The 13,770-nt window shown below is 68.7% G+C and carries 15 protein-coding genes, 1 tRNA gene and 1 riboswitch; of the genes, 12 read left to right on the top strand and 4 right to left on the bottom strand.

Annotated elements, in window-relative coordinates:
* The first annotated feature begins 71 nt into the window (after positions 1-71).
* From J2X41_RS17660 to J2X41_RS17670, 3 genes are read left to right on the top strand one after another with little or no spacing between them, the layout of a single operon-like run.
* Positions 72-1,601, top strand: a complete 1,530-nt coding sequence (locus J2X41_RS17660; RefSeq protein WP_310083690.1) for a UbiD family decarboxylase — start codon at positions 72-74, stop codon at positions 1,599-1,601.
* Positions 1,602-1,644: 43 nt separating this feature from the next.
* A complete protein-coding gene (locus J2X41_RS17665; RefSeq protein ID WP_056758129.1) occupies positions 1,645-1,911 on the top strand; it encodes an AbrB/MazE/SpoVT family DNA-binding domain-containing protein in 267 nt (88 codons plus the stop codon).
* Positions 1,905-2,225 (top strand): type II toxin-antitoxin system PemK/MazF family toxin, encoded by a 321-nt coding sequence (locus tag J2X41_RS17670; protein ID WP_310083695.1) that lies wholly within the window; start codon positions 1,905-1,907, stop codon positions 2,223-2,225. Before J2X41_RS17665 ends, J2X41_RS17670 begins: the two co-directional genes overlap by 7 nt.
* An 11-nt stretch (positions 2,226-2,236) precedes the next feature.
* On the opposite strand, the gene J2X41_RS17675 is transcribed toward J2X41_RS17670, so the two are convergent.
* On the bottom strand, positions 2,237-3,052 hold the full coding sequence (locus J2X41_RS17675; RefSeq protein ID WP_310083698.1) for a DUF817 domain-containing protein: 816 nt from the start codon (positions 3,050-3,052) through the stop codon (positions 2,237-2,239).
* Positions 3,053-3,106: 54 nt separating this feature from the next.
* On the opposite strand from J2X41_RS17675, the gene hisI reads away from it, so the two are divergent.
* From hisI to J2X41_RS17690, 3 genes are all read left to right on the top strand, one after another.
* Positions 3,107-3,508, top strand: coding sequence for a phosphoribosyl-AMP cyclohydrolase (gene hisI / locus J2X41_RS17680; RefSeq protein ID WP_310083701.1), 402 nt, complete (start codon positions 3,107-3,109; stop codon positions 3,506-3,508).
* Positions 3,509-3,669: 161 nt separating this feature from the next.
* A complete protein-coding gene (locus J2X41_RS17685; RefSeq protein WP_310083704.1) occupies positions 3,670-4,476 on the top strand; it encodes a hypothetical protein in 807 nt (268 codons plus the stop codon).
* A gap of 39 nt (positions 4,477-4,515) precedes the next feature.
* Positions 4,516-5,145, top strand: coding sequence for a LysE family translocator (locus J2X41_RS17690; RefSeq protein WP_310083706.1), 630 nt, complete (start codon positions 4,516-4,518; stop codon positions 5,143-5,145).
* A 151-nt stretch (positions 5,146-5,296) separates the two neighbouring features.
* Here the strand turns inward: J2X41_RS17690 and J2X41_RS17695 are convergent, their stop codons facing one another.
* Positions 5,297-5,974, bottom strand: coding sequence for a TetR family transcriptional regulator (locus J2X41_RS17695; protein ID WP_310083709.1), 678 nt, complete (start codon positions 5,972-5,974; stop codon positions 5,297-5,299).
* Positions 5,975-6,066: 92 nt separating this feature from the next.
* Between J2X41_RS17695 and J2X41_RS17700 the strand changes: the two genes are divergently transcribed.
* Positions 6,067-6,732 carry an O-methyltransferase gene (locus J2X41_RS17700; protein WP_310083712.1) on the top strand — a complete coding sequence of 222 codons (666 nt, stop codon included), beginning with the start codon at positions 6,067-6,069 and terminating at the stop codon, positions 6,730-6,732.
* Positions 6,733-6,873: 141 nt separating this feature from the next.
* Here the strand turns inward: J2X41_RS17700 and J2X41_RS17705 are convergent, their stop codons facing one another.
* Complete coding sequence (locus J2X41_RS17705; protein WP_310083715.1) at positions 6,874-8,586, bottom strand: alkaline phosphatase D family protein; 1,713 nt, start codon at positions 8,584-8,586, stop codon at positions 6,874-6,876.
* A gap of 271 nt (positions 8,587-8,857) precedes the next feature.
* Between J2X41_RS17705 and J2X41_RS17710 the strand changes: the two genes are divergently transcribed.
* Positions 8,858-9,922, top strand: a complete 1,065-nt coding sequence (locus J2X41_RS17710) for an RluA family pseudouridine synthase (RefSeq protein WP_404979949.1) — start codon at positions 8,858-8,860, stop codon at positions 9,920-9,922.
* 32 nt (positions 9,923-9,954) lie between these two features.
* Here J2X41_RS17710 and J2X41_RS17715 read toward each other — a convergent pair whose 3' ends face one another.
* Positions 9,955-10,284, bottom strand: a complete 330-nt coding sequence (locus tag J2X41_RS17715) for an antibiotic biosynthesis monooxygenase (RefSeq protein ID WP_310083716.1) — start codon at positions 10,282-10,284, stop codon at positions 9,955-9,957.
* 250 nt (positions 10,285-10,534) lie between these two features.
* Here J2X41_RS17715 and J2X41_RS17720 point away from each other — a divergent pair, with 250 nt between their 5' ends.
* The 4 genes from J2X41_RS17720 (at position 10,535) to J2X41_RS17735 (ending at position 12,941) form a co-directional block, all read left to right on the top strand.
* Complete coding sequence (locus J2X41_RS17720) at positions 10,535-11,263, top strand: hypothetical protein (RefSeq protein ID WP_310083718.1); 729 nt, start codon at positions 10,535-10,537, stop codon at positions 11,261-11,263.
* A 101-nt stretch (positions 11,264-11,364) separates the two neighbouring features.
* The gene (locus tag J2X41_RS17725; RefSeq protein WP_310083721.1) at positions 11,365-12,207 is read left to right on the top strand and encodes an MBL fold metallo-hydrolase; all 843 of its coding nucleotides are present in this window, start codon (positions 11,365-11,367) and stop codon (positions 12,205-12,207) included.
* Between the two features lie 85 nt (positions 12,208-12,292).
* Complete coding sequence (locus tag J2X41_RS17730; protein WP_310083723.1) at positions 12,293-12,715, top strand: PaaI family thioesterase; 423 nt, start codon at positions 12,293-12,295, stop codon at positions 12,713-12,715.
* A gap of 136 nt (positions 12,716-12,851) precedes the next feature.
* Positions 12,852-12,941: transfer RNA gene (locus tag J2X41_RS17735), tRNA-Ser, on the top strand.
* Positions 12,942-13,507: 566 nt separating this feature from the next.
* Positions 13,508-13,583: riboswitch (cyclic di-GMP riboswitch) on the top strand.
* Positions 13,584-13,770: the final 187 nt, after the last annotated feature.

The raw sequence follows: 13,770 nt of genomic DNA on the forward strand, positions 1-13,770 counted from the left end.
AGCTTTCCGGCCCGACCTTGCCGGAGCGGGAGGGCGCCTCTAGGTTCCGCCGCGTTCAGGAGTCCGCCCGCATGGCCTATCGCTCGCTTCGCGAATTCATCGACGTCCTCGAGGCGAAGGGCGAGCTGGTGCGGGTGAGCGAACCCGTCTCGACCGTGCTGGAGATGACCGAGATCCAGACGCGCCTGCTGGCCACGGCCGGGCCGGCGGTGCTGTTCGAGAACGTCATCCTGCCCGACGGCTCGCGCTCGCCGATGCCGGCCCTGGCCAACCTGTTCGGCACGGTCAAGAGGGTGGCCATGGGCGTCACCCTGGGCGGCGAGCCGCGCACCACGGCCGGCGAGCTGCGCGAGGTCGGCGAGCTGCTGGCCTTCCTGCGCCAGCCCCAACCGCCCAAGGGCCTGAAGGACGCCCTGGACATGCTGCCCCTGGCCAAGACCGTGATGGCCATGCGGCCAGGCACGGTGAAGAAGGCCCCGGTGCAGGAGGTGGTGCTCACGGGCGACCAGATCGACCTGACGAAATTGCCGGTCCAGACCTGCTGGCCGGGCGAGCCGGCCCCGCTGATCACCTGGCCGCTGGTGGTCACCAAGGGCCCGGGCAAGGACCGCGAGGACGACTTCAACCTGGGCATCTACCGCATGCAGGTGATCGGCAAGGACCGCTGCATCATGCGCTGGCTGGCTCATCGCGGCGGAGCCCAGCACTACGCGCGGCACAAGAAGGCGGGGAATCGCGACCCCCTGCCCGCCTGCGCCGTGCTCGGCGCCGATCCCGGCACCATCCTGGCCGCCGTGACCCCGGTGCCCGACACCCTCAGCGAATATCAGTTCGCCGGCCTGCTGCGCGGGGCCAAGGTCGACCTGGTGCCGGCCAAGACCGTGCCGCTGATGGTGCCGGCCCACGCCGAGATCGTCATCGAGGGCCACGTCCTGCTCGACGAATATGCCGACGAGGGGCCGTACGGCGACCACACCGGCTACTACAACAGCGTCGAGAAGTTCCCGGTCTTCCAGGTAACCGCGATCACCATGCGCAAGGACCCGATCTACCTGACCACCTTCACCGGCCGGCCGCCGGACGAACCGTCCGTGCTCGGAGAAGCGCTGAACGAGGTGTTCATCCCGCTGATCCGCCAGCAGTTCCCCGAGATCGTCGACTTCTGGCTGCCGCCCGAGGGCTGCAGCTACCGCATCGCCGTGGTGTCGATGAAGAAGGCCTATCCGGGCCACGCCAAGCGGGTGATGCTGGGCGTCTGGAGCTATCTGCGCCAGTTCATGTACACCAAGTGGGTGATCGTCGTGGACCACGACATCAACGCCCGCGACTGGAAGGACGTGATGTGGGCGATCAGCACCAAGATGGATCCGGCGCGGGACATCACGGTGATCGAGAACACCCCCATCGACTATCTCGACTTCGCCTCGCCCGAGAGCGGGTTGGGCAGCAAGATCGGTCTCGACGCCACCGACAAGCTGCCGCCCGAGACCCATCGCGAATGGGGGAACGAGATCCGCATGGACCAGGCGGTGATCGACGCGGTCAGCGAGAAGTGGGCGCGGCTGGGCTTGCCGGGGGACGGCAAGCCGATCTGGAAGTAACGGCCAAAGAATGTTATAACTCCGTTCTAACGGAGACGGCCTCATGCGATCCTCGGTGCGCAAGATCGGCAATTCGGCCGGGGTGATCCTGCCCAAGCCCTTCCTCGCCAGTATCGGCGCGGAGGCGGGCGATCCCGTGGACGTGACGATGGAAGACGACCGCATCATCATCGTGGCGGCGCCGAAAAAGCATCCGCGCGACGGCTGGGAAGAAGAAGCCCGCGCGATGGCGGAAGCCGGCGCCGACGGGCTCGTCTGGCCAGAATTCGGCAATGATTTCGATGACGAGGAATGGGACGGCGAATGGTGACCCGGGGAGAGGTCTGGCTCGCCAACTTCGATCCGACCGTCGGCCACGAAATCCAGAAGACCCGACCGTGCGTCGTCATCTCGCCCGACGAACTGAACAAGGTCGTGCGGACGATCCTGGTCGCGCCGATGACCACCGGCGGCTGGGCCACGTCGTTCCGCGTGCCGGTGGTGTTCAACGGCAAGGATGGCCTGATCGTGCCGGATCAGATGCGTTCCATCGATCGCCAGCGCCTGCGCAAGAAGCTTGGCGCGCTGGCCAACGACGACCTCGAAGCCCTGCTCGGCGTGATCCGGACGATCTTCGAAACCTGATCGTCGAGCCATCACGCCCGCCTTGGCCGGTGCACCGCCGTCACCAGGACGTAGCTGAGCAGCATCAGCAGGTACCAGGCGCCGAGCTTGCCGGGGGAGACCATATGCCAGCCGTGGCGCTGGCTGGGATAGGCCCAGGCGCCGGCCAGGGTGCCCAGGTTTTCCGCGAACCAGATGAACAGGGCCACCAGCCCGAAGCCCAGCAGCAGCGGCATGCGGCGCGGCGTCCGGTCGGGCGTGAACACCACCCCGGTGCGACCGAACAGCACCGCCGAGGCCGCGAACAGGCCGATCCGGATGTCGGGGCCGTAGTGGTGGGTGAAGAAGTTCAGATAGGCCAGCACGGCCAGCGTCCAGGTGGCCCAGATCGGCGGATAGGCCGTGAACCGGAAGTCCATCAGTCGCCAGATCCGGGCGATGTAGCTGCCGATGCAGGCGTACATGAAGCCGGAAAACAGCGGCACGCTGGCGATCTTCAGCAAGCCGGGCTCGGGATAGATCCACGAGCCGTGGGCGGTCTTGAACACCTCCATGACCGTGCCGACGACATGGAAGACCGCGATCACCGCCGCCTCGTCCCAGCGTTCCAGCCTCAGGGCCAGCAGGGCGACCTGGATGGCCAGCGCGGCGAGGACGAGGACGTCGTAGCGCGCCAGCGGCGCGCCAGCTGGCCACCACAGATGCGTTCCCACGATCAGGGCCAGCATCAGCCCGCCGAACAGGCAGGCCCAGGCCTGCTTGAGGCCGAACAGCAGGAACTCGTAGGCCCAGCCGTTGAGGCGCGAGCGCTCGGCCCACTGCCGCGCCCAGGCGTCCAGCGCCGCCACCCGTCCCTTGATCCAGGCTTTGACGCCCGGCCAAGGGGCGCCATATCTGCGCCCATGACCTCCCAGATCTTCCCGCCCGCCGCCGACAAGACCGCTCTGGAGCGCGGCGCCGCCATCGCCCCGCGCTTTGACGCCAACGGCCTGGTGGCCGCCATCGCCCAGCACGCCGACACCGGCGAGATCCTGATGTTCGCCTGGATGAACGACGAGGCCTTGAAGCTGACCCTCGACACCGGGATCGCCCACTATTTCAGCCGCTCGCGGGACAGCCTGTGGAAGAAGGGCGAGACCAGCGGCCAGCTGCAGGTCGTCACCGAGCTGCGCATCGACTGCGACCAGGACGCGGTGCTGATCAAGGTCCGCCCGCAAGGCGACGGCGGCGCCTGCCACGTGGGCTTTCGCTCGTGCTTCTACCGCGTCTGGGAGAACGACCGACTGGTCGAGCGCGAGGCTTAGGGTTCTTCTCATGCCGCCAGCCTGCCCGGCCCGCATCGAACCGGCGGCCAGGGAACGTGCAGATCGCGTGAAGACCATCGGTCGAAGAACGTTGTTACACCTACGTTACAGGTGACAGGATCTGTGGCATCGTCGTCCCGGGGACTATGGGGGCGCGACACATGACCGAAGCGGCTTTGCAGACCGGTGCGCGAGCGAACGCCTCGCGCCAATTCTATTTCGCCATGGCCCTGACCTGCCTGGCCATCGCGGTGCTCGGCTTCATGCCGACCTATTTCCTGCCCATGGCCCAGGGCCGGTTCAGGGCCGAGCCGCTGGTCCACATCCACGGCCTGGTGCTGTTCTCGTGGATGGCGCTGTTCTGCGCCCAGACCTGGCTGGTGGCCCAAGGCAAGACCGTCGCCCACCGCACCTGGGGTCTGCTGGGCGTGGCGATCGCCACCGCCATGGTGTTCGTGGTCACCGCCGTCGTCTCGCTGCGGGTCGCCCAGGCCTCGCTGCCCGGCCAGCCCGAGGGCCTGGCCCACCAGGTGCGCGCCTTCGCCTGGGTCAGCATGGGCGGGATCGGCTTCTTCGCCGTGCTGTTCGTCCTGGCGATCGTCAACATCAGACGGCCGGAGACGCACAAGCGCCTGCTGCTGCTGGCCACGATCTCGATGCTGGGCGCGCCGATCGCCCGCTGGTTTCTGACCTTCCTGGCCCCGCACGGCGGGCCGCCGCCAACCCCGCCGCCCGGCCTGCCCCTGGTGGGCGCGCCGCCGGTCTTCGTGGCCATCCCGCCGGCCCTGCTCGGCGACCTGCTGCTGTTCTTGGCCATGTGGGTCGACTGGCGCACCCGCGGACGTCCTCACCCGGTCTATCTGGTCGGCGGAGCGGCCATGCTGGCGCTGCATCTGACCCAGGTCCTGGTCGCGGAATCGCCGGCCTGGCAGGCGATCGCCACAGCCATCGGCCATATCGCGGGCTGACCGCTTGCCTCGAGCCGGGACGCGGCGGACAAGGTCGGCATGACCGCCGCTCAGTCCCTGATCGCCTTCGCCGTCGCCGCCGGCCTGCTGACCCTCACGCCGGGCCTGGACACCGCCCTGGTGCTGCGCACGGCCGCCGCCGAGGGCGGGCGGCGCGCGAGCGCCGTGGCGGTGGGGATCGGCCTGGGCTGCCTGGCCTGGGGCGCGGCGGCGGCGTTCGGGGCCGGCGCCCTGCTGGTGGCCTCGCATGCCGCCTACACGATCCTGAAGTGGGCGGGCGCGGCCTATCTGGTCTGGCTGGGCGTCAACCTGCTGCGCAAGCCGCGCGCCGCCTTCGACACCGGCGCCGGCGAGCCCCCGCCGTCGGGCGGCCTGGCCGCGGCCCTGGCCAGGGGCTTCTGGAACAACCTGCTGAACCCCAAGGTCGGGGTGTTCTACGTGTCGTTCCTGCCGCAGTTCATCCCGGCCGGCGCCAGCCCCGCCGCCTTCGGCCTGCTCCTGGCTTCGATGCACGTGGCCATGGGCCTGACCTGGGCCGGGGGCCTGATCCTGGCCACTGCCCCGATCGCCCGGGCGCTGCGGCGGCCCGGGGTGGTGCGATGGCTGGACCGGGTGACCGGCGGGGTGTTCGTGGCGTTCGGCGTGCGGATCGCGCTGGAGCGGCGATAGGGGCGCCGGCGCTTGCTCCGTTGAGTGGCGGAATATCCAAAAGAAATCAGAGACCCGAAACCCCGTTGTCATCCCGGAAGCCTCGCAGAGGCTGTCCGGGATCCAGGGGCCGGCGCACTGCGGTGGTCCTGGGTCCCGGCCTTCTGCTTCGCTACAGCCGGGATGACAACGGTGGGGATGGATTTGAATCTCGCGCTTGAGACCCGCCAAGCCCCCGCAGATAGGCCTCGAACATGTCGGCCATGGCGTCGCTGTAGGCCGCGATCTCGGCCTGCGTTCGCGGCGTCTCCGAGAAGGCCTTGCCCACCTGGCTGAGCGTGGCCTTGATCAGGTCGCCGGCCAGGGCCCGCCGGGTCTCCGAGGCTGCGGGCAGCACTTCGCGCAGGAAGCCCTGGACGATGTCGGCGCCCGCCGCCTTGGCGTCGTGGGCCTCGGGCGCGTCGCGATAGAGCGGGGCGGCGTCGTTCAGCGCCACGCGCATTTCGGCTTCCTCGCATTCGGAGCGGATGAAGGCGTGGACCAGGGTGCGCAACCGCTCGAACGGCGGGCGGTCGACGTCCTCGAGGATGGCGCGCAGCAGATGGGTGGTCTGGCGCCATTCGTCGCTCTGCAGCCGGAACAGGATCGCGGCCTTGTTGGGAAAGTACTGATAGACCGAGCCGACGCTGACCCCGGCCTTCTCGGCCACCCGCGCGGTGGTGAAGCGCCCCGCGCCCTCCTTGGCCAAAACCTGAACAGCGGCCTCCAGAATGGCGGAAACGAGTTCGGTCGAGCGCGCCTGGCGAGGCTGTTTTCGTGAGGAAATCCGTGGGCTTGGGCGCTCGGTCATCGGGGCCTGGGGCGATGCGAATAGTCAATCTGACGAATTAGTCGCATTTTTCGAGGCGGCGCAAGGACGCGCCTTTGAGACCGGAATTTCCCATGAACACCCTGACCACCGCCCCGGTGGCGCCCCTGCTGGATCGTCTGTTCGAAGAGGCCGACGCCGCCTCGCCGATGAATAGTCCCCTGGCGGCGGCCCTGTCGGTCGAACAGCATCGGCGCCTGATGCAGAGCAAGACCGACTATCTCGACTTCTACAGCCAGATGAAGGACTTCCCGCTGCCGGTCTCCCGCGAGACCGGCCTGCTGCTCTACATGCTGGCCCGCGGCGGCGGCGCCCGCACGATCGTCGAGTTCGGGACCTCGTTCGGAATCTCGACCCTCTATCTGGCCGCGGCCCTGCGCGACAACGGCGGCGGCGTGCTGATCACCAGCGAGTTCGAGCCGTCCAAGATCGAGCGGGCCCGCGGCAACCTGGCGGCCGGCGGCCTGATCGACCTGGTCGAGATCCGCCAGGGCGACGCCTTGCAGACGCTGAGCGTCGACCTGCCCGAGACCATCGACCTGTTGCTGCTGGACGGCGCCAAGGCGCTGTATCCCGAGATCCTGGACCTGGTGGAAAGCCGCCTGCGGCCGGGCGCCCTGATCGTCGCCGACAACGCCGACTACAGCCCCGACTACCTGGCGCGCGTCCGCTCGCCGGCGTCAGGCTACCTGTCCACGCCGTTCGCCGAGGACGTCGAGCTGTCCATGCGGATCGGGTGACGGGCGCTGTTGAAGCCCATCTTCGTGTTGTCATCCCGGCTGGAGCGAAGCGGAAGGCCGGGACCCAGGACCACCGCACTGCGCCGGCCCTGGATCCCGGACAGCCTCTGCGAGGCTTCCGGGATGACAACGGTTCAGCCCTCACCCCTCGGCCAGCGCCTTGACCCCGCCGCCGTCGCCCGGCGTCACCACGAACCGCTTCAGCACCCGCGTCTGGTATTGGGGATCGAGGATCGTCGACACGGCGACCAGCTCGCCGGTCGCCTTGCCGTGCTCAAGGGTCAGCAGCAGGAAGCCCTTGGCGGCCTGGTCGGTGAACTTCACCTCCTTGTTGCGCGCCACATAGGCCGTGTCGAGCGGCGCGCCGGGCAGGTAGTCGCCATAGCCGGGCGAGGTCACCGAGGTGACCCCGAACTCGGCCGCCACCCGCGCGGCGCCGGCGTCGTCCCACAGCTCGTTGACCCAGAAGGCGTGGCTGTCGCCCGACAGCACGATGGGCCGGGCCTTGTAGGCCTTGAAGATGTCGTGGACCCGGGCCCGGTCGGCCGGATAGCCGTCCCAGGCGTCCAGGTTGCCGGGCAGGCCGGCCTGGGACAGGCCCCGGCTCTCCTCGACCGGCTTGGCCACATAGTCGGGCAGCTTGGCCAGCAGGGCGGCGTAGGCCGCCTCGCCCATGGTCGCCTTCAGGTCGGGCGGGACCACCCGGGCCATCACCACCTGGTTGCCCAGCACCTGCCAGGCCGTGCCGGCCTTCATCGAGGCGTCGATCTCGCGGGCCAGCCACTGCTCCTGGCCCTGTCCCATCATCCGCCGGTCCGGGTCGTTGAGCTTGGCGGCGAAGGCGGCCATGTCGGGCTTGCCGTCCGCCCCCGCCAGGTCGCGGCCGTAGTCCAGCTGGTGGGTGCGGGCCGTCAGCCGGGTCTCGGTCATCATCAGGGTGACGATGTCGCCGAACTGGAAGCGGCGCCAGGACGCCTCGGGCAGGGTCCCGGCCACCGGCTCGCGGATCGGCATCCACTCGTAATAGGCCTTGATCCCGGCCGCCTTGCGCTTGGCCCAGTCGCCTTCGGTCGCGGGCTGGTGGTTCTCGGCCCCGCCGATCCAGCTGTTGTCGGCGGTCTCGTGGTCGTCCCAGACCACGATCCACGGTGCGCGGGCATGGGCCGCCTGCAAGGCCGGGTCGGTCTTGTAGAGGGCGTGGCGGCGGCGGTAGTCCTCCAGGTTGAGCAGCTCGCGCGGCGGGTCGGGGACGCGGGTCTTGGCGGTCGGCGAGGCCATGCCGTAGTCGCCGGGCGCGGCGCCGTACTCGTAGATGTAGTCGCCCAGGTGCAGCACGGCGTCGACGCGCGGCAGCTTGGCGACGGCGTCATAGGCGTTGAAGTAGCCGTTGGGGTAGAGGGCGCACGACACCACGGCCAGGACGACGTCGCGGGCCTCGCCCTTGGGCAGGGTGCGCGTGCGGCCGCCGACGCCCTTGCCGAACGGCTTGCCGTTCTTCACGTAGCGAAAGCGATAGAAATAGTCCGTCGCCGGCTTGAGGCCGGTCACGTCGACCTTGACCGTATAGTCGCGGCCCGAGACTGCGGTGGCCTGGCCCTGGCGGACGATGGCCTTGAAGGCCGCATCGGTCGCCACGTCCCAGCGCACGGCGATCGGGGCGGTGGTCGCCTCGGCCGTGATCCGGGTCCACAGCACCACCCGGTCCTCCATCGGATCGCCCGAGGCGACGCCGTGCAGGAAGGCGGTCCGGCCGGCGAAATAGGCCCGGGGCTTGGCCGCCGCCATCGCCTCGCCGGCCGCGCCCGCGCCGCCCAGGCCGAAGAGGGCCAGGGCCCTGCGTCTGTCGATGGTCATGCTCAACTCCCCGGGGGCTCACGGCGCCGCTTGGTCTTCTCGTGCGTTAGCCTGTGGAGACAACAGTAGGATGACGGCGCCTGTCCAGCGAAGGCCTCTGAAGTCCGCGCGAAAACTTCGGGCGGGAGCCTTGATCCCCATGAGGGATCCCGCTTGGCGGCGGTAATGCCGGTCATCACGACGGTGGTGCGGGACGCGCGCATCGACTATCCCCTTCCGACGCGGGCGACATCCGCGACGCGACAGCCCGCGACGGAGCCGTGAAGACGCCTTGATCCCCTCGCCCGACCCGATCGCGACGCTCGACGACGAGGTCGACGACCTCGACATCCCGGACCTCGACGTCCTGGAGGGGAGAGCGGCCGGCGAGATCGTGCGCATCGACCTGGGCCCCGACCTGGCCGGTCAGCGGTTGGACAAGGCCCTGGCGACCGCCGCCCCCGACTTGTCACGCGCCCGGCTGCAGGCCCTGATCGCCGCCGGCCAGGTGTCGCTGGTCGTCGAGGGCGGCGAGCCGCGTCCGATGGCCGACGGCAAGGCCAAGGCCCCGGCGGGCGTCTACCAGGTGCGGGTCCCGCCGCCGGTCGCCGCCGAGCCGGAGCCGGAGGACATCCCGCTGCGCGTGCTCTACGAGGACGCCCACCTGATCGTCATCGACAAGCCGCCCGGCATGGCCGCCCACCCCGCCCCCGGCTGCGACACCGGCACCTTGGTCAACGCTCTGCTGTTCCATTGCGGCGCCAGCCTGTCGGGGATCGGCGGGGTAGCCCGGCCGGGCATCGTCCATCGGCTGGACAAGGAGACCTCCGGCGTGATGGTGGCGGCCAAGACCGACGCCGCCCACCAGGGGCTGTCGGCCCTGTTCGCCCGGCACGACATCGACCGCATGTACCTGGCCCTGGTCCGCGGGGCCCCGCATCCGCCGGCCGCCACGATCACCACCCAGCTGGGCCGCTCGCCCGGCGACCGCAAGAAGATGGCGGTGCTGAAGTCCGGCGGCCGCGAGGCGATCACCCACTATCGGGTGGAGAAGACGTTCGGCGGCGACAAGCCGCTGGCCGCGCGGGTGGCCTGCCGGCTGGAGACCGGCCGCACCCATCAGATCCGCGTGCACCTGGCCAGCAAGGGCAGCCCCTGCCTGGGCGACCCGGTCTACGGCGCCGGCGCCCCCGCCGCGCCGGTCAAGGCGGCCCTGACCGAGATCGGCTTTTCCCGCCAGGCCCTGCACGCCGCAGTGCTGGGCTTCGTCCACCCGATCACCGGCGAAACCCTGCGGTTCGAGACCCCCCTGCCGCCGGACATGGCCGCGCTGGAAGCCGCCCTCGAGGCTTTGTGATTCCGAGGCCGCTTTCGGCCCTAAGCGGACCTTTAAAGCGGAGGGGACTTGGATTTTCCATCCGTCGTTTTTGAACGGAACTCGCCAACCACCTCATACATGCCGGGATCAAATGTAGCGAATGACAGGGCTTCTTCGAGATATGGGCGTGGGGCTGGGTCTTGGCGCATGGCCTCATAGTCAGCGAGGCTGGCCCATTTGGCGTACATGGTGACCTTGCTGCCGTCTGTGCTGCGATGAAGGGTCGACGAAACGAACCCGGGCGCTTTGCTGACGATCTCACCGGTGACCTTGGTCAATATATCGACCAATCTCTGTTGATTGGGCGGATCGACTTGGAAGACGTTGATGAAGACAATCACGGCGTTCCAACCTGGGCGAAAAGCGAATCGCTCATACGAGAAGTAGGGTCGACGGGCGCAGAGGCAACTGCCGCTTTCCACCCATAGCTGACATTGAACGCGTCCACCGCCGGACCGCAGCGACGTCAAAGCGCGGTCGCTACGAGCCGCCCCTGCTCGCGCCCCCAGCTAGACCTTGCCTGGCCGATACATTCAGGCCCTAATTCGGTTACAGATCGAGCCCACTGTGGCGGGGTCGGAGGTTTCGTCCATGTTCGCGTCCCGCATCGCCCTCGCCGCCCTGATCGCCCTGCCTCTGATGGGGCCGCTGGCCCTGCCTGCCGCCGCGTTCGCCCGCTCGGCCGACGACGAGGTGGTGACCACCGCGGCCGCCCGCGCCACCCGCCCGCCGACCGAGGCCGAACTGGAGAAGGCCAAGGCCGACGCCCAGGCCCGCGACGCGGCCGAACGGGCCAAGCCGACCGCCGTCGACCCGCTGTCGGCCTGGATGGCCGACGCGCCGCCGGTCCAGGGCGATCCGATCCACTATGCGCCGCGCGCCGAGCTCGACGTCAACGGCTACCCCCTGGACAAGGACGGCAAGCGCCAGGTCCACGGCGAGATGGGCGTCAGCGTCGGCACGGGCGGCTATCGCAGCGGCTATGTCTCCAGCCTGATCCCGATCGGCGAGACCGGCACCCTGGGCGTCGCCGTCAGCCAGACCGACTTCGGCAAGCACGGCGGCTATGGCTACGGCGGCTATGGCGGTTACGGGGGCTATGGCGGCTACGGCGACGGATACGGCTGGGGACGGCGCGGCGGAACGTCCCAGTCCCTGGCCCTGTCGCTGGACATGCGCGGTGGCGGCGGACGCTCCAAGTCCGACACGCCGGAGGGCTGCGCCCCCGGCTTCCGCGACGGCGAGCGCTATGTCGAGCCGGTCTGGGTGACCCAGATGCGCGGCGACAAGAGCTGCGCGGCCGCGACCGACCGCCCCTAGGCGAAGACCGAGACCGATCGTCGCGACGACATAGTCTTGTTCGCCGATACTTAAGAGCTTGCGGTCAAGGTGCGCGCCTCAGGGCGTCATCGGACCGATCTATGCAGCCGGAAATCACCGCTTTCCACCATCCCGCCACCGGGCGGGTGACCTATCTGATCGCCGACCCGGCCACCTTGCTCTGCGCGTTCGTCGACCCGGTCCTGGACTACGACCCGCTGACCCAGGCCGTCGACACCCGCTTCGTCGACGCCATCATCGCCGACGTCCGCGCCAGGGACCTGGGCCCGACCTGGATCCTGGAAACCGGCCTGCACACCGACCACCTGTCGGCGGCCGGCCACCTGAAATACGAGACCGGCGCCTCGATCTGCATCGGCGCCCCGGTGCTGGACAGCCTCCGGCGCCTGGTCCCGGTGCTGGGCAGTGACGGCGTCGACCTGGACGGTTGGGACTTCGACAAGCTGGCCCAGGACGGCGAGGCCCTGCCGATGGGCGGCGTCGAGATCACCGCCATCGCCCTGCCCGGCCGTCTGCCGGGGGCCACCGCCTACCAGATCGGCGACGTGGTGTTCGCCGGCTCGGCCCTGCTGCCGCCGGACCAGGGCCTGGACGACAGCGCCGCCCCGGGCGCCGACGCGGCCGGCCAGCACGCCGCCGCCCGCCGCCTGCTGGGCCTGCCGCCCCAGACCCGGCTGCTGGTCGGCCAGACCGGCGCCGACGCCGACGCCTGGAACACCACCGTCGCCGACCAGAAGGCCCGCAACATCGACGCCGGCGACGCCGTGCCGGCCGAGGCCTTCGTCGCCCGCCGCGCCGCCGTGGTCGCCTCGCCCGGCCCGCTGGCCGCCCCGGCCCTGCAGGTCGGCGTCCGCGCCTTCCGCCTGCCGCCGCGGGGCGAGGACGGCAAGCGCTTCCCGCACGTCGATATCAGTTCCATTTAAAAACCCACTTGCCTCGCGTCGGTCCTGGCGTCTAGATGCTTCGCACGCGAAGAACTTGACACCAGAACACCGGGGAGCCGCCGCCGTGGCCGAAGACAAGAGCGCCGAACTGACCGCGGCCCAGGCCGACAACCTGCCGGGCCTCCTGGGCCTGGAATGGCAGGAGGCGGTCCCCGGGCGCGTGACCGGCCGCATGACCGTGGCCAAGCATCACATGGCCCCCAACGGCTTCCTGCACGCCGCCAGCGTCATCGCCCTGGCCGACAGCGCCTGCGGCTACGGCTGCGTGGTGTCGCTGCCCGACGGCGCCAGCGGCTTCACCACCATCGAGCTGAAGTCCAACTTCCTGGGCACGGTGCGCGAGGGCGGCGGGGTGGCCTGCGCGGCGACCCTGGTCCATGGCGGCCGCAACACCCAGGTCTGGGACGCGATCGTCACCGCCGAGGCGACCGGCAAGACCATCGCGCTTTTCCGCTGCACCCAGATGGTTCTCTACCCCAAGGCCTAGGTTAGAGAGGTCCGAAGCGGGAAACCGCGCCCCGCGACACAAAAGCTTGTCACAGGCTCTTGCGCTCTTCGGGCGACGCCGCTAGGTATCCCGCCCTCACTCAAGGCGCGCCCCCGGGCGGCCTCGAAGACCCCCTGGAGAGGTGGCAGAGTGGTCGAATGTACCGCACTCGAAATGCGGCGTGCCTGGAAGGGCACCGTGGGTTCGAATCCCACCCTCTCCGCCACTACCCATCGATTTTATTGAATAATTCGCCCCTGGCGAGCACACTCCTACGACTGGAGTAGCAATTCCGTACCTGTTGGTCGCAGGAGCTTTGCCGTGGTGTCTTTTCCATATCCGATGAGCTAGGCGCCTTTGATCTTGGGCAAGATCGGAAGCCAGACTTCTAACGCGTCGCCCACTCTATCATAGTAGAGGTTGTAAAGCTCTGCGCCGCTTGCAAGCGCCGCACCGGCAATCTGCCCCATCGGCTCGCCAGCTAGTTCGTAGGCCGTGTGGTGATGATGCGCCATCATAGGGCATTGTCGGCTAGCGAGAAGCGGACCTTCAGGCCCGCCGGCTGAACGAGCACTTTCGGCGCGAAGATCCATTTCCGAAACCAGGCGGAGCGCGACTTGGCGATCTTGCCTATGCCCTGGTTGCTTACGAAATTTTACAATCTGTAGCCGCAAACGACGTCGTAAATTAGCCTTTTGTTAGCGTTTCTGACACCCCTCTCAGGGGCGCGGCTGAAGCGAGCGCAACCGGATCAAGGGCGGGCGTTCGTTGCCGTTCGTATCGAACGCGATCCACTGAAAAAGGCAAACCGCCGGCAACGGCGGGACGCAAAACCTCCGGACTCATACGAGTTAGCGGGGTCGCCAATGGAGAACGTATGCGGGTCGCTGAGCATTTCCACCCGTCCGCCTCCTGCCAGATTGCTGAATAGGTTTCCGTCCGAGGCTCTCGCTTCGGGTGGCGTTTCGTGTTGCGTACGGGGTTAAAGATGACGAAGAAGCAGGCTCGGTCACATTCGGCTGATCGTCCGCGGCCATTGCCGCTAGCCTATCGCC

The sequence above is a fragment of the Caulobacter sp. BE254 genome (genome assembly GCF_031457295.1).
Taxonomy (GTDB): Bacteria; Pseudomonadota; Alphaproteobacteria; order Caulobacterales; family Caulobacteraceae; genus Caulobacter.